This is a genomic window from Brevundimonas sp., from assembly GCF_046295075.1.
In the GTDB taxonomy this organism is placed as follows: Bacteria; Pseudomonadota; Alphaproteobacteria; order Caulobacterales; family Caulobacteraceae; genus Brevundimonas.
The window spans coordinates 268,253-284,691 of record NZ_JBKBOC010000002.1 but is presented as its reverse complement, the minus strand read 5'-3'; the positions used below and the strand labels follow the sequence as shown (position 1 = coordinate 284,691).

The window sequence follows — 16,439 nt, the reverse complement described above, 5'->3', positions numbered from 1 at the left end:
TGACGAAGGCCTCGGTCCCCGCATCCGTCATCGCCGCCGGCGAGGCCGCACGGGGCCAAAGGCCGGGATGCGCACGCGCCGCGTCCGTCACGATCGAAGCCTGGGCCGTCACCGCCTGAACCGGAACAGGGCGGACAAAGCCGGGGGCGACGGCGCAGGCGCTCGACATGAGAGTGATCACCAGGGCGGTGGCGGCCTTGCGCATGGGATGGACCTGATCGTTGCGGCCATCGCGTCGCCCAAGCCAACCCCGGAAACGCGCCTTCAGGCCAATATTGATGTCCGAACTACGGACAGGGCGAACAGTGCCAAACGAATGACAGCGCTGTCAAGAACAGGAAAGCAATCGTCCTCAGCCCAGAGGGCGAGACGTCGATTGGCGGGCGATCAGATCATGGGCGACGATGACACGCTCGCTCAAATCCTCGTTCAAAAGACGACGCAGCGGGGGGATCAACCGCTGGGCGGCGGCTGCGGCCATTTCCGCCACGGGCTGACGAATGGTGGTCAGATCCGGCGTGCTGAACCCCGCACCAGGAGAATCGTCGAAGCCCGCGATCGAGAGGTCCGCCGGGACCGACAACCCCAGACGCGCCGCGCCCTGCAGCACGCCCAGCGCAGTGTCGTCGTTGCTGGCGAATACGGCGGTGATTTCCGGCGCGACCTGATGCAGGCGGTCGATCGCGACGGTCCCGGACTTGAAGGTAAAATCCCCCTCGACCACCCAGTGCGCCTTTATCTCTAGACCCGCCTCGGCCATCGCATCCTGATAACCGGCGAGACGTCGGCGGCTGGCGCCATAGGCGATGGGGCCGGTGACGAAGCCGATCCTGCTATGGCCCAGATCGATCAGATGGCGCGTCATCTCATAGGCGGCGCGCCTCTCGTCCATCTCGATGCAATAGCCTCTGTCGAAGGCCGCCTCGGGACCGATGCGGGCGTAGGGCGTGCCGGTGGCGTCCAGCACATCCATTACCATGGCGTTGTCGGAGTTCGGCGGGGTCAGGATGACGCCCTCGGGCCGGATCGAGTTCAGCAGGGCCATAAGGTCCCGTTCCAGATCCGGTGAGTTGTGATCCACCAGTTCGACCATCAGATGGTAATCGACCTGGCGCGCCTCCATCAAAGCGCCGAACTCCAGACGGCCAAGGTAATCGCTGCCGCGCCCGCTCTTCCAGTGTTCGATGGTCAGGTCGGCGTCCACCAGGACGGCGATCAAGGACGACGACGCGCCCGCCAGACTGCGCGCCGACAGACTGCGCCGATAACCCAGCGACGACGCGGCCTCTTCGACCTTGGCGCGAAGTACTGAGCTGACGTTGGGCTCGTTGTTGAGAACACGCGACACGGACTTGATGGAGACGCCGGCCTTGGCCGCCACGTCATAGATCGTCACCGTCGCCAAATCACACCCCCGAACACCGCAACGCTCAAGCCGTTCTTAGCACTGATCTCGGGAATAGCGAGGTCGCACGGGAAGCAGGCAGGCACGCCATTGTCCGGCGCTGTCATGACCGAATGGCTTCTGTTACCACAGGCTGATGGAACCCATTGCTGACCCAAGCCTGATCCGACGCATCGTCATCCTGGGCGGCGGCACGGCAGGCTGGATGACCGCCGCCGCCTTGTCACATCGCCTTGCCGGCCGAGGCATGGACATCGTGCTTATCGAGTCCGACGCCATCGGCATCGTCGGCGTCGGAGAGGCCACCCTGCCCCACATCCGTTTCTTCAATACGGCGATGGGGATCGACGAACAGACCCTGATCGACCGCACGAAAGCGACCTTCAAACTGGGCATCCAGTTCGTGGACTGGGGCCGGGCGGGCGAGGCCTATATCCATCCGTTCGGCGCCTATGGCGAACCGATCGACGGCATTGATTTTCACCACATCTGGGCGATGCGGCGCGCGGCGGGCGATCCGACCCCGCTGGACGACTACAGCTATCCCGTTCGCGCGGCGGAAGCTTGCCGGTTCCAGTCGCCGATCGCCAATCCGGCCTCCCCCCTGTCGACCTTCAGCTATGCGTTCCAGTTCGACGCCAGCCTCTACGCGGCCTTCTTGAAAGAGGTTTCGTGCGCCCGCGGGGTCGTGCGCACCGAAGGCAAGGTCGTCAGTCACAGCCAGGATTCCGACACCGGCGACATCACCGCTCTCACTCTGGAAGACGGCCGACGCATCGAAGGCGACCTGTTCATCGACTGCTCGGGCTTTCGCGGACATCTTATCGCCCAGGCGCTGGAGACGCCGTTCGACGACTGGAGCCATTGGCTGCCTTGCGACAGCGCCTTCGCCGTGCCTTGCGAAACGACGGCGCCGGTCGGCCCCTATACGCGCGCGACGGCACGGCAGGCCGGCTGGCAATGGCGCATTCCGTTGCAGCATAGGACCGGCAACGGCCACGTCTTTTCTTCGGCGCATATCTCGGACGAGGCGGCGGTGGGCGTCCTGATGTCGAACCTCGAAGGGCCCGCTCTGGCCGAGCCGCGTCGCCTTTCGTTCCGCACGGGCCGTCGCCGGCAGTTGTGGAACCGCAACGTGGTCGCGGTAGGCCTGTCCGGCGGGTTTCTGGAGCCGCTGGAATCGACCAGCATCTATTTGATCCAGCTGGGCATCACGACCCTGCTGGACCTGTTTCCCGACAAGGCGGCGATGGCAGACGACGCGCGCGAATACAACGCCGTCATGGCGCTGGAATTCGAGCGTATCCGCGACTTCCTGGTGCTGCACTACGTCGCCAACCAGCGCGACGAACCGTTCTGGCGCGAGATGCGGTCCATGACGTGGCCGGACAGTCTGTCGGCCAAGGTGGAGGCCTTCGTCACGCGCGGCCTGCTTCCCGACTACGACATCGGCGTCTTCCATCCGCCCAGTTGGCTGGCCGTTCTGGCCGGCCAGAACATCCTGCCGCAAGGCTGGGATCCGCGGGCGGAGCGGCTGGACGCCGCAACGCTCTCCGCACGATTGGCGCGGTTGCGAAAGGACATTCACAACGCCGTCGCCCAGACGCCGGATCACATGACCTTCATACGCGACAATGCGCTGCGTCATCATGAGGCGCACTGACATGGCCGCAAAGACCTGGGTGATCCATGGCGGCGGCTTGGCCGCCTGGGCCGCAGCGGTGCTTCTTGCCCGCGACCTGACGTCCGATCACAGCGTGGTCGTCGTGGAGGACGCCGCCGAAGACGCCGACGACACTGTGGATGTCGTTCTGGCCGACCCGGACGGCATGCTGCTTCAGTTGGCCGATGGGGCCGCCGACGAACTGCTGGCCGCCGGACAGGCTGGCTTCTGCCTGGGCGCGGTCTGGCGCGATTGGCGCGCAGGCAAGGATATCGCGGTCGCTCATCAGGAGCCGCTGCCCAACATCGACGGCGTGGCGATCCCGGATCTGGTCCACCGCGCCGCAACGACGGCGTCCGATGGCCATAGCTATGCCGACCTGCTGGCGCCGCTGCAGTTTCAGGCGCGCGCGATGATCGCGGGACGCTACGCCCATCCCAGTGCTGATCGACAGTCGCCGCGATCGCTGCTCAAGCCCCAGATAATTCTGGGCGGAAATGCGCTCGCGACGCGCCTCAAGGCGAAGGCCCGGCAGTTGGGCGTAACGGCTGTTTGCGAGACTGATGCGGCGGGCCTGTCGCCGTTCATGACCCTCGACACCCGTCCCGCCGCATTCGCCGGGGACGCGGACTGGCGCACGCGACTGGGTCATGATCGGCGACTGACGATGCACATTCGGCCACGCCGTGCGCCTCAACCCTATGTGGAGATGCGCCTTCTGGTCGAAGGACTGGCGACACGTTTCGCCATGCCCCACGTCGAGATCGTCAGTCTCGATTACGACAGCGCCCTCGTCACGACCGATCAGGCGCGCCGCGACATCACATCGCTGATCGGCGAGACGGACATTCTGCAAGAAACAGATGCGTCTTCCAGTCCAGGATTCGTGCGTGCGCCATGGCGCGCCAAGACATTGGCCTTCGGCCTCGCCGCAGCGCGGTTCGGCCCCCTTATGGACAGCGTCTGTCTGGATGAGCAGTTGCGGCGGCTGGCGACCCATCTGCCCGGTGCGTCAGATCAGGTCTCGGCCTGCGCGGCGGCCTACAACCAGGCCTTGGCGCGCGATCTCGGCCACCGGGCCGACCGGCTGCATCTGATCAGACTTCAGGGACCGGGCGGCGAGCGGCTGGCTCCGCCGGGGCCGGACCTGCAGCGGCGGATCGATCTGTTCCGATCTCGCAACGCGTCGGTCGCTCTGGACGGCGATCCCTACGACGCTCAGCATTGGATCATGCTGATGGCGGGCCTGGGCCTTCAGGCGCGTCGTCATGACGTGCAGGCCGACCGTCTGAACCTGTCCGCAGCGATGGGGTCTATCGGCCGGATGGTGATGGCGTTCGACCAGACACTGGCGGCCATGCCGTCGCACGAAGCCGTCCTGAACAGCCTTCGTCGCGCCGACTGACAGGCAAAAAAAGGGGGCGTCGATCCGTGGATCGACGCCCCAGGCTCAGCTCAGAGAAGACCTAGAAGGTGTAGCGCAGGCTGAACGTCACGCGACGGTCGCTGCGGAAGTAGGAGCGCGGCGCCAGCGGGCCGGCCTGGTTCGCGCCGTTGACGTTGTATGACGTCTGCTGCTGCGTGACCGTGACCTCGTCCAGCAGGTTCGCGCCATACAGCCCGATCTTCCAGTTGTCGTTCAGGGTGTAGAAGATCGAACCGTCCAGTTGGCCCGTCGAGTCGTTGAAGATCGGCGAGAACGGATTGACGTCATCGCGCGGCGTCAACAGGAAGCCGTTGCGCCAGTTGTAGGCAAGGCGGGCCGACAGCCGATCCCTCTCGTAGAAGACCGAGAAGTTGTAGGTGTGTTTCGACAGCTGCTGCAACGGCAGTTCAAGACCCGCGTATCGCGGCTCCGTCACGGCGTTGGGGAAGGTCGAGGGCTCGACGAAGGTGTAGTTGGCCTCGATGCCCAGACCGCTCAGAAGACCCGGCAGGAAGCTGTAGGTCTGCTGGTAGCCGACCTCGAAGCCCTTGATCCAGCCGGAGCCGATGTTGACCTGCTGGTTGACCAGCACATCCGTCGAAACGCCCTGGGCGTTGCTGAACTGCTGGACGTTGGAGCCGCTGGCCAGGATGTCCGACAGGTCCTTGTAGAAGGCGTTGAACGTCAGCGAGCTGCCCGGTTTGAAGTACCACTCCACGCCAAGATCATAGTTCCAGGCCCGCACGCCCGTCAGCTGTGAGCCGCCGGTGAAGGTGCTCAACAGCGGCGCGGTGTTGACGTCGCCGCCGTTCGCCTGGATCTGGTTCATGTCCGTATAGAACAGGGTCGCCGCAAAGGCCGTCACGCCGAAGTCCGGGCGCGTCATGGCGCGCGACACGGCGCCGCGGAAGACCCACTCCTTGTATTTCAGGTTCAGGTTCAGGCTCGGCAGCCAATCGTCATAGCTGTTGCTGCGCTCGACCTCCTGGTTGCTGCCGTCGCTGAAGGCGATCAGTTCGTCCAGTCGCGCATCGGAAAGCAGGCAGTACCCTGGCGCGGACTGTCCGGGCTGGATCAGGGCGCACCGATAGCGGGCGATCGCCGCCGCGTTGCTCTGGGTGACCGGGATGTTCTGACCGGGGAAGCGCGGATCGTTCTGGTCGGCGTCGCCGAAGTTCAGGCCGACGTTCGGGCTGGAAATGAAGCCGATCGTCTGGAAATCGGTCTTGGCGTAACGCACACCGATATTGCCGCTCAGCGCGGTATCCGGCCCGAAGATCTCGTCGCGGCCGAAGTCGAACCGGACATAGGCCGACGAGGTCTGTTCAGACGAGTTGTTGATGTCGCCGGGCAGGAACGGCGTGCCTGCGATGGCGCCGGGCCGCTGGTCCAGCGGAACCCAGGTTCCGCCCGAACTGCGCACGCCAGCCAAGGCCGCCTGCAGCGAACCATCACGATAGGCCGAAGCCAGGTCGACCGTCGGATAGTAGCCGTTGATCGGGCTCGGGTTATTTCCGCGCTGGAAGTTGGGGAAGTCGTACTGTGCGACCGCCAACGGGCCCGTGGTCTGGAAGGGAGAAACCCCGCCGCTCCAGCTTTCGGAAATATTGCCCCAGTTATAGGCAGTGTATCGGCGCGTCTGTTCGCGATCCGAATAGCGGGCGCCCATGCGGATGGCGCGCAGGAACGAGTTGTCGAAGTCGTATTTCAGGTCGGCCTTGAAGGCCTTCTGCTCGCCTTCGGACTGCTCGATATGGTCCATGGCCGCGCGGTAGTAGAAGTTCGCCGGATCGTTGGCGAGGGCCGAGGGCTGGCCCGAGGCATCGACGAACTGGATGTCCGGCACGCCGTGGCGGCCTTCGCCGATCAGGGTGTAGACCGGCGTGATCGCGCCGGAGATGCTCATGTCCACGTCGTCGGCCGAGGCCTTGCTGTACTGGGCGTCCAGCCAGATCGACAGTCGATCCGTCGGATGGAATTCGCCCGCCAGCGAGAAATCTTCCGTCAGGGTCTGAAGGTCACGCTCGCGCTTGGGCGCCACCTGCAGGTTCGGCGCATTGTCGACCAGCAGTCCGCTGGTGAAGACGCCGTTCGAATCATAGGTGAACGGATTGCCGGCCGTCGGCGTCGGATCGCCGCCGCTGCCCAGATCGACCTCGATCACGCGCTCGACCCAGCCGGACCGCGAGTCGGCCCGGATGTATTCGCCCGTCAGCTTGGCGCGGCCGTCGTTCGATTCCCACTGCAGCGCGCCGTCCAGCGTCGAACGCGAGCGGTCGAACTGCTGCGTCCGCACGGCCCCGCCGCGCGGGACATAGCGGCGATCTTCGCCCGTCGACAGATCGGGGCGATACACGAAGTCGGTCAGGTGGCTGCCGTAGGCCTCAGAATAGAGTTCGGATTCGCCATAGCTCAACAGGGCACCGAACACGCCGTGCTGCGTGTCCCAGACGTTGCTCATCAGAGCGGAATAACCCAGGCCCGGCTTCTCGCGCAGATCACCGTAGGATCCTTCGACCGAAGCCCCGAATACGAACTTCCTGTTGTCGAAAGGTTTGCGCGTGCGCAGATCCACGACGCCGGCGATGCCGCCCTCGATGCGGTCGGCCGTCGCATTCTTGAAGACGGCGACGCTCGACAGCAATTCAGGGGAGACGTCGTTGAAGCCCAGCGCCCGGCCGGTGTTGACGCTGAAGGCGTCGCGGCCGTTGAACTCGGACCGGACATAGCTCAGGCCGCGAATGATGACGTTCGACCCTTCGACCGAGAAGTGGTCCGGGTCGGTCGGTCCCTGGAAGCGGTTGATGTTGACGCCGGGAATGCGCTGCAGCACCTCGTTGACCGACTTGTCCGGCAGGGCGCCGATGTCGTCAGCGGTGACGGCGTCCACGAAGGTGTCGGAGTCGCGCTTGATCGCCTGCGACGAGGCGATCCGCGCGCGAATGCCCGTGACGACGACGTCATCGACCTGGGCGGCGTCATCCGTTGCCGGAGCTGTCGTCTGCGACGCAGGCGTCGATTGCGCATGTGCAGCGGTCGCGCCGACGACGGCGACCGTCAGCGCCAGGGCGGACACGGAGCGGCGCAGGCCACGCGCGGCAGGCGCATGTGCGGCATGGAACATTTCTGACTTCACTTCTGATTCCCCCAAGTCCGACGGACATGGCCGTCGCTATGCTGTCGGCGGCCTTTTCGACCGTCCGAAGACCGTATGGACAACTGATTGACAGCGATGTCAACGCCTCGCAACCGTGACCTCCAGGATTTTTGGGGCTGTTGCGGGGATGTCCGAAGACCTCAGGCCTGAGCCTGCAGATCAGGGCAAGTTCAGGAGCGGCGTCGGCTTATGGTCGCCGACACGACATCTGCGTGCTGCGGCAGGGCGTCGGCGGTGCGCCGGATACTGTCGCGGATCGCCGCCAACCGGCCGGCGTTTTCCTTTGGTGTGAGGACGTCCGAAATCGGGTGGCGGCCTTTTGGAACGAGGCCCTGGCCGATCGCCACCGCCAACCAACTCGATTCGGCGAAGATGTCGTGATCGCGCCGGACGATTCGCCCCGTTTCCTGAAACAGGGCGATTTTTTCGATCAACCGATCCGGAATCGGCATGGCCCGGACCTGGTCCCAAAAGGCGCCGTCTCGCTCGTTGAGCTTGTAATGCAGGATCAGAAAGTCCCTGACTGTGACGAATTCCTCTTCCATCAAGGCGTTGAACTGGCGCCGTAGCCCATCGTCGCTTGTACGCGCCGGGAACAGGCTGATCAGCTTGGTGATGGCGCTCTGGATCAGGTGGATACTGGTCGATTCGAGCGGCTCAAGAAAACCGCTGGACAGGCCGACCGCCACACAGTTGCGTTTCCAGCATTCGCGTCTTCGTCCGGTAGCGAACCTCAGCGGACGCGGCTCGGCCAGGGCCGCGCCCTCAAGTCGCGACAACAGGGCGTCTTCCGCATCCTGATGCGACAGATACTTCGACGAATAGACGTAACCGTTGCCGACGCGATGCTGCAACGGAATGCGCCACTGCCAACCGGCTTCGCGGGCTGTGGAGCGTGTGTAGGGCGACAGCGGGCCGTTCCGGTCGCACGGCACGGCGACAGCGCTGTCACAAGGCAACCAGGCAGACCAGTCTTCGTAGCCCGCCTTCAAGGCCTTCTCGATCAGCAACCCGACGAAACCGGTGCAATCAATGAAGAAGTCGCCGGCGATGACGCGCCCGTTTTCCAGCTTCACGCCCGAGACGTCGCCGTCGGCCGCCTGCTGAACTTCGACGACGCGGCCCTCGTGTCGAACGACGCCCAGGCCTTCGGCGAACCGACGCAGGAAGCCCGCGTAAAGCGCAGCATCGAAATGATAGGCGTAGCCTAGGTTGGACAGCGGCGATTGCGGCCCGCCCTGCGGATGGGCGAAGCGGTCGCGCTTGGCCGCCTGCCAAGCCATGGAATAGGTTTCGAGCGGTTCAGCCTGCCCGTCGGCACAGGCCTTCAGCCAGAAATGATGAAAGGCGATGCCTTCCATATCCAATCCGAACCCGCCGAACGGATGAAAATAGCGCTCGCCGTCACGCCGCCAGCCGTCGAACTCGATTCCCAGTTTGAAGGTGGCCTTGGTCTCTCGAAGAAAGTCCGCCTCGTCGATCCCCAGACGGGCGTTGAACTTCAGGATTTCCGGGATCGTCGCCTCCCCCACCCCGATGATGCCGATGGCCTCGGATTCCACCAGTGACACCGACTTCGTGGACCCGCTGAAGGCATGGGCCAGCGCCGCCGCCGCCATCCAGCCCGCCGTTCCGCCACCGACGATGACGATGCGCTCGATGATTGACGATGAATGGGACACTTCGAACTTCCTTGGCGCCACGGCGATCATTCGCACTTGGTCCAATCGTCCTGCGTCGTCCACAATTATTCAAACCGGCACATCAGAAGCTGCTATCGAGAAAGCGGCGCGGCGTCCCTCCGACTGATCGCCAGACTTCAGACGTGACCCGACGACATCGTGTGTTCATCATGGCGATCAACCTATCCGGCAGGTCAGGCGCTCGCGAGCACGTCCCCTTGCCGGATGCTCCTCGCCTGCTCCATCGTCAGGCGTGCGCCGCGCGAGAAGTCCGCGCGACCCGGCCCGCGCGAGCCAAAGGTCGCGAAGCGAACCTCTTCGGGCTGGAGCATGGTGCGCGGATTGCCGTTGCGTCCCGTATACCACATCTCGGTCCAGCCCTCCGGCGCGATATGGTCGTCCATCCAGCAGTTTAGGAAGGTCGCCGCCCCGACGAAACGCGGGTCGCCATATCGTCCATCCGGGAAGGCGCTGGAGGGCCGCCACGGACGCCCCAGGAAGACGGAGTGCCGGGCGACGCCATCATCCTTGGTCAGGCGGCAATCGTGGAAGACGAAGCCGTAAGCCTGTTCGATCGGCGTGCTGGGGGCCGCGATATAGCCTTCGACCGGATCGGCGGCTCGCAGGCGCGACCGGATTTCGCAGCGTTCGAACCAGGCGCGTCCGCCCCCGAAGATGAAATCATAGCTGCCCGTGATCAGGCAGCGATCGAACAGGGTTGCGCCTGCATCAGGGAACAGCGTGTCCTGATAGCTGAGGATATCGCAGTTGCGGATGACGGCGCGATCCGACCCCTTGTCCATCATCAGGGCCACGGCCTGCGGCCCTGCCCCATTGTGCGAATGCAGGCCGTTCGGCTTGGTCATTTCCGCCAGACCGTCGAAGGCGTTGTTGATCGTCAAAGTCTCGGCGTGAAAATCGGGCGCCCGCACGAACAGGGTCGGCGTGCGGAACGTGCCCCACATCCGGCCATCCGGCGCCGCAAGCCCCGAGGCCGCCAGGTGGTTGATCACAGAGCCCGAGCGATCCTCGCCGATCAGATGGATGAACGGCTTGTCCACCACGACCTGCTCGGTCCAGATTCCGCGCGTCACCAGAATGCGGAATGGTCGTCGGCCATCCGCCGGCGCAGCCGCGATCGCAGCGGACAGGCTGGGATAGACGGGCGCCCCGAATTGACCGTCGCCGGGGCCGGCCCAGATGACCGCGTCGAAGGCTGTCGCGGCCGCCCATGACGGCGTCGACGCCATCATCGGCAGGACGGCGCCGGCGGCCAACAGGTTGCGACGTGAGACCAGCGGGATCATGGCGGCTCCGAATGGAAAAAGAGGGCGCCGGCCGGCGTACCGGCCAGCGCCCAGTCTCCCGGGGGGAGTTGGGAGTGTCTTAGAAGGTGTAACGGACGCCGAAGTTGTACTGCCGTCCCGTGTGCGAATAGACGTAGATGCTGTCGCGGCGGCTGTCGGTGTACTGTTCGTTGAAGGCGTCGGTCAGGTTCAGCCCTTCGAACGTCACCTTGATGCGGTCGTTCAAGGCGTAGGAGGCCGAAGCGTCCACTGTCACGATCTCGCGCACCCCGTCGATATCGTTGGTGCTGGTGCCGCTGGGCACCGCCGTCAGATAGCGATCGCGATAGGCCGCCGAGACACGGGCGCTGAACCGTTCGTCCTCATAGTAGAGGGTGGCGTTGTAGGCGGTCTTCGACAGACCGAGCAGGTCGTTCTCGACGAAGCCGGTCGGCGAGCGCGACGAGAGGTATTTTATTTTCGAATCCACCAGGGTGACGTTGAAGATGGCGCCGAGATTGTCGAACGGACCTGGCAGGAAGCTGAACGGCTGCTGATAGCTGATCTCGATCCCCTTCAACGGACCGCCCTCGGTGTTCACAGGCTGGCTGAACAAAAACTCAGCCGTTGGCGGCACGCCCGTGCCGTTGAGCAGATCCGGCGACAGGCCAGACTGGTTGAACGGCTGCGAAACGCGCGAGGTCTGGATGTAGCTTTCGATGTCCTTGTAGAAGAGCCCGACGGACAGCAGGGCGTCCGGGGCGAAATACCATTCGGCCGACAGGTCGTAGGTCGTGGCGCGAATGGGATCCAGATACGGATTGCCCGAACTGATGCTGAAGACGCCCACCGTGCTCAGGCTGCCGCCCGGCGTCACGCTGCCGAGGTTGGGGCGCGTCATGACCTTGGCAGCACCGAAGCGCAGCAGGAAGTCCGGAGAGACTTCGGCCGTCAGGTTCAGCGCAGGCAGCACGTCGTCGTAGTCGCGATCGACCGTAGCTTGCTGGGCGGCGCCGGCGACCAGCAAATAGCCTGTCGAGCTCTGCTTCGTCTTCACATAGCGAACACCGATGTCGCCACGCACCGGAATCCCACCCAGCTCCGTATCGAAGTCCAGCTGAAGATAGGCGGCCGAATCCTTCTCGGTCACATTGCGGATATTGCCGCGCGCATTGGCGTTCGATGCGCCGCTCAGTTCGAACAGGCCCGTGCCGCTGTAGATGTTGAACAGGTCCGCGAAGGCGTTGAGGTTCGGTGCGATCCAGTTGGTGACAGTGCCGTCCGGCGCACCCAGATTGCGTCCGAAACCGCTGACCAGCTCGGTCAGGCTTGCCAGGGTCACACCCGCGGGCAGCTGGGGCACGACGCCCTCGTTGACGCGCGCCAGAGCCCAGGAATCGAACTCATATTCCTTGTAGTTCAGCCCCGCCTTCAGCGTCAGCGAAGGCGTCAGGTCAAAGCCTCCGTCGAGCTGCGCCGTCTTGATCGTGTTCGTCACCCCCTGCGGACGCAGACGGATTTCCGAGCGCGCCGCTCCGAAATTATAGGCCAGCGGGTCGGTGACATCGTAGCCGAAGCCGATCAGCGGCGCGTCGCGGTTCTGCCGATAGTCGTAGAAGTAGTTGTCCGAATTCTCACGATTCAGTATCACCGTCGTCTGGATCGGGTTATCGAAGTCGGACTTGGAATAGCCGATCAGACCCTTGACGCGGAACCGGTCGCTGAACGCATGTTCGATGCTCAGCGTGCCTTGGGTGTATTTGGTGTCCAGCTCGTCGTAGCGGGTCTCGGTCTCCACATCGACATCGTCGAACAGGCCATAGACCATGTCCCCGTTCGCATCGATGACGCCGTCGCGCACGATGATTTCCGGTCGTCCGCCCTGGAAGCCGTTTCGGGCGAAGGACAGGGCTTCCAGCCAGTTCTCCTGACGCGTCGCCTTGAAGTCGGAATAGAGCAGATCGAGGTTGATCAGCGTCTGTTCCTGCGGGCGGAACTGCACTGAGCCGGTCAGGCCGAGACGTTCCTGATCATGCGTGAGCCGTCCGTAGCGCGGGAAGCGCGGCGTATAGACATCCGCCCGGCTGGCATCCGCAAAGGGCGACGCGGGGTTGTAGCCGCCGACCTCCTGGCCGTTCAGCCAGCCGCCGGAGCCGTGGCCTTCTTCCAGCAGCTGACGCTTGGTGTAGGCGACCGACACGAGGGCGCCGAGCCGACCGTCCATCCAGGTGTTGCTGGCGAGCGCGGCGAACCTAGGGTCCCATTTGCGCGACAGGTCGTTGTAGCCATACTGGCCCGACAGCACGAGATTGGCGCCGGAATAGTCGAAGGGTCGCCCGGTCTGTAGATCGACCGTCGCGCCCAGCGAGCCTTCTTCAGTCTCGGCCGAGGCGGTCTTGCGCACGGTGATGCTGTTGAAAAGCTCGGACGCAAAGACGTTGAAGTCGAACGCGCGGTTGCGGTTCGCGCCGCCCGAACTGTCGGTGCCCGACGCCGTGCTCTGACCCTCGACGCCGTTGATGCGGACACGCGTAAACTGCGGTCCCAGACCCCGCACCGTGATCTGACGGCCTTCGCCGGCGTCGCGCGCGATGGAGACGCCCGGCACCCGTTGGATGGACTCGGCCAGATTGGCGTCGGGGAAGTCGGCCATGTCCTCGGCCTTGATCACATCGACGACGCCGTTGGCCCGACGCTTGGCCGTCAGCGCGCTGCCCAACGAAGCGCGGAAACCGGTTACCACGATAGTTTCGACTTCGTCGGCCTGATCCTCGACCTCGCTCCCCTGAGCGGCGGTCTGTGGGGCCACGGTGGCGCCGGCGAGCACCGCCGTCCGTCCGTTGTTGGACGCCACGACAAGATTGCTGCCCTGCAGAAGCTGGTTCAGGCCCTGATTGACGGAATAGACGCCCTGCACGGCGGCGGTACGTTGTCCGGCGACCGCATCCGTCGAAGCCAGAACCTGCAGATCGGCCTGGCGCGCAAACGCCGGCACGCCGGTCGAGGCGGGTTGCGCCGGAACATTGAACTGCCTGTCTTGCGCCTGGACGGCGCCAGCGCCGGCCAGAGCCATCGTGCTGACGGCGATCATCAGCGACGCCCTCGCGCCTTGGTTTCGCGACATGGCCATGTGTCGGCCCTCCCTTTTCTGTTTCCTGGTTCCCGGACCCTTCTGCGAGGGTTCCAAGAGTCTCGATGTCCGGCGGCCGACTTTCCGTCGCCGGATCAAAAGATTTATTTCGCCCCGCCCAGCATGATGACGTCATTTCCGATCGTCACCCCTGCACCATGGGCGACACCGACGGCCTCGGCGAAGCTTTCCGGCTCGTTGGTGCGGAACCAGCCGACGACCGTGCGGCCTTCCAGATCGGGATCGACGATCACGATCTTGCGGCTGTTGTAGCGATTGAACTCGGCGGCGGCGGCGGCGATGGTGTCGCCGTCCAGGACGATCTGGCCATCCCGCCACGACAGGGCGCGCTCCATCTCCAGCGGACGCTTGACGGGGCTTGAGGCGCCGGCCTGATCACTGACGAAGACCTGTTCGCCGGCCAAGACTCGGCGACGCAGTCCTTCGGCGCCCTTGTCGCTCCAGACCTCCACCACGCCTTCGGTCACCCGAACCTCGGCCCCGCCGGCCTTGCGACGAACGGAGAAGGCCGTGCCGACCGCCTGAACCCGAATGTCGCCCGCCGCCACGACGAACGGACGCGCCCGGTCTTTCGCGACCTGGAACCAGGCCTCGCCGCGGTCCAGCGTCACGGCGCGCTCGGCCTTCTGGAAGCGGATATCCAGCGTCGTATCGGTATTGATCGCGGCCATCGACCCGTCCGCCAACGGCACCCGACGGATCTCTCCCACCAGGGTGCGATAACGCTGTCGCGACAAGACCGGCGTCAGCACGACGCCGGCGGCGACCGCCGCCGCTATGCCAAAACCGCCCAACAGGATGCGGCGGTCGAGCTTTGCCGGCGTCTGGTGCGCCTTCGCCTCCGACACAGGATCGACCATCAAGGTCATGACCGCCCGCGCCCGCCACAAGGCGCCCTGACGACGGCTGTCGCCTGCGAGCCAGTCGTTCAGTGCGATCTGGTCCCCAGCGCCCAACGCGCCCGCGTCAAGCCGAGCGGCCCATTCGGCGGCGACGGCGTCGATTTCGGTCGAGATTTCCCGGCTCATGCGCGCCGCTCCCCGCTCGACGACGCATGAATTTGGGAATCCGCCTTCGCCAGGCCGGCCAGGACCGCCTTCAGCCCCCGCGCGGCTTCGTTCTCGACCACGTTTTCGGTTACGCCCAGCTGAACCGCGATCTCCTTTTGCGACAGCCCCATGATCCGGCGCATCTCGAAGATGCGTCGGCTGCGTTCCGGCAATGTAGCGACGATCTTCATTACGCGTTCGAGTTCCTTGCGCCCCCCGGCGATACGCTCGGGCGACGGTTCGTCCCACTCGATGCGCAGGGCGTCGATTTCCGTCACGGCGTCGATCCGCACGATCCGGGCGCGCCGCATCTGCTCCAGCACCACGGACCGCGCGGTCTGAAAGAAATAGGCGCGCGGGCTTTCGATCTGTTCGACCGCCTTCAGGTTCGCCAGTCGGCAATAGGCTTCCTGAACGACGTCATCGACATCGTTGGACGTGACGAGCGAACGCTTCAACCAGACACGAACATCCTGCTCATGGGGCAGGATTTCCTGCGCCAACCAGCGCACCCGCGCTCGTTCCGACTCCCCGCCGCCTTGCACCTACCGTCGCTCCCCTTTGGGAGCACGATGCGCGCGGACGAACTTTCCGTCAAAGCGTGGGAAGTTCGGTGGTGAAAATACTGGATCTAGGCCTCGACCACCCCGCTGGCGCATCGCCGAAGCGGTCTGCTTCCGTCAGCGGAGGCACATGTTCCTGCGGCGCGCCGTTGATGACGACGCAAAATGCAGACTTCGCGATCTTAGCGTTTCACAGACTGAAAACCCGAACTGAATACGGCGATCATGGTTTCGAGCGCCGCAGCAAGATCGGAGGATGTGCACAATCCGCCGGACACGTCGTCAATCCGACCGGTCTGGGCCAGGCCGTGGGTCAGGCTGGATGAGACGAGATCGAAGAACCAGTAGATGCGCTCCGGTGGAGCCTCGGGCGCCAAGGCCTTGAGCATGCCGATGAAGCGCTGGACGATGGGGTCGAAGTTCTCGGCCATCACGTCCTTGCCGCCAAAATGCGAGGCGTTGGCGTGGCCGACGATGGCGGCGAAATAAACCCACCCTTCGCCCTTCTCGATCACCATTTCATAGATGGGGCGCAGGAAGACATCGAGAACGCCTTCGATGGTGGTCGCGTCACCGACTCGCGCCTCATAGGCGTCCATCGCGGCGATCCGGGCCGCATTCACTTCACCGGCGCGGCGGGCGAACACGGCCCGGAAGACTCCGTCCTTGTCGCCGAAATAGTAGTGGATCAATGCCGTATCGACACTGGCGGCCGTGGCGATCGCCCGGAGCGTGACCCCGTCACGACCATGCAAGGCGAAGAGTTTCTCGGCGGCGTCCAGGATCGTGTTCGTCGCTTCCTCGCGCCGTTCCGATTGCGGACGGCGGCGCGGCCGTTTCGTCGGCTTGAGGTTCGACCTCGATGTCGAAGACGGGGTGACGATGTCGGTCATGGTGCGCCGCTGCAAATCCGAGGCTGTAGATACGGCCATCGCCGCCGCGACGCCATACGGATCACTTCTTTATTTTATCGCCAATAAAGTTTGTTGACGACCGAAATCCCCTCGGTCTTAATCCGCTCGTTCGACCAACGGACACAGATGAGCCGACGACAAGC

11 protein-coding genes are annotated in these 16,439 nt (G+C 64.3%); 2 read left to right on the top strand and 9 right to left on the bottom strand.

All coding sequences use genetic code 11. From position 1 onward, the window contains the following. On the bottom strand, positions 1-205 hold a 205-nt coding region (locus tag ACK4MH_RS03310; protein WP_409714730.1), incomplete at its 3' end, for a hypothetical protein. Positions 206-352: 147 nt separating this feature from the next. Next, positions 353-1,396 carry a LacI family DNA-binding transcriptional regulator gene (locus ACK4MH_RS03305; protein WP_409714727.1) on the bottom strand — a complete coding sequence of 348 codons (1,044 nt, stop codon included), beginning with the start codon at positions 1,394-1,396 and terminating at the stop codon, positions 353-355. Between the two features lie 145 nt (positions 1,397-1,541). On the opposite strand from ACK4MH_RS03305, the gene ACK4MH_RS03300 reads away from it, so the two are divergent. Continuing rightward, complete coding sequence (locus ACK4MH_RS03300; RefSeq protein WP_409714724.1) at positions 1,542-3,068, top strand: tryptophan halogenase family protein; 1,527 nt, start codon at positions 1,542-1,544, stop codon at positions 3,066-3,068. A gap of 1 nt (position 3,069) precedes the next feature. Beyond that, positions 3,070-4,473 carry a tryptophan 7-halogenase gene (locus ACK4MH_RS03295; protein ID WP_409714721.1) on the top strand — a complete coding sequence of 468 codons (1,404 nt, stop codon included), beginning with the start codon at positions 3,070-3,072 and terminating at the stop codon, positions 4,471-4,473. Positions 4,474-4,534: 61 nt separating this feature from the next. Here the strand turns inward: ACK4MH_RS03295 and ACK4MH_RS03290 are convergent, their stop codons facing one another. From ACK4MH_RS03290 to ACK4MH_RS03260, 7 genes are all read right to left on the bottom strand, one after another. Beyond that, positions 4,535-7,630 (bottom strand): TonB-dependent receptor, encoded by a 3,096-nt coding sequence (locus ACK4MH_RS03290; RefSeq protein ID WP_409714718.1) that lies wholly within the window; start codon positions 7,628-7,630, stop codon positions 4,535-4,537. 191 nt (positions 7,631-7,821) lie between these two features. After that, on the bottom strand, positions 7,822-9,333 hold the full coding sequence (locus tag ACK4MH_RS03285; RefSeq protein ID WP_409714715.1) for a tryptophan halogenase family protein: 1,512 nt from the start codon (positions 9,331-9,333) through the stop codon (positions 7,822-7,824). 194 nt (positions 9,334-9,527) lie between these two features. Beyond that, positions 9,528-10,640, bottom strand: coding sequence for a pectinesterase family protein (locus ACK4MH_RS03280; RefSeq protein WP_409714712.1), 1,113 nt, complete (start codon positions 10,638-10,640; stop codon positions 9,528-9,530). A 79-nt stretch (positions 10,641-10,719) separates the two neighbouring features. Then, positions 10,720-13,749, bottom strand: a complete 3,030-nt coding sequence (locus tag ACK4MH_RS03275) for a TonB-dependent receptor (protein WP_409714709.1) — start codon at positions 13,747-13,749, stop codon at positions 10,720-10,722. A gap of 104 nt (positions 13,750-13,853) precedes the next feature. Then, positions 13,854-14,798, bottom strand: coding sequence for a FecR family protein (locus tag ACK4MH_RS03270; protein ID WP_409714706.1), 945 nt, complete (start codon positions 14,796-14,798; stop codon positions 13,854-13,856). Continuing rightward, positions 14,795-15,331, bottom strand: coding sequence for an RNA polymerase sigma factor (locus ACK4MH_RS03265; protein WP_409714703.1), 537 nt, complete (start codon positions 15,329-15,331; stop codon positions 14,795-14,797). Before ACK4MH_RS03265 ends, ACK4MH_RS03270 begins: the two co-directional genes overlap by 4 nt. A 233-nt stretch (positions 15,332-15,564) precedes the next feature. Then, positions 15,565-16,275, bottom strand: coding sequence for a TetR/AcrR family transcriptional regulator (locus ACK4MH_RS03260; RefSeq protein ID WP_409714700.1), 711 nt, complete (start codon positions 16,273-16,275; stop codon positions 15,565-15,567). Positions 16,276-16,439: the final 164 nt, after the last annotated feature.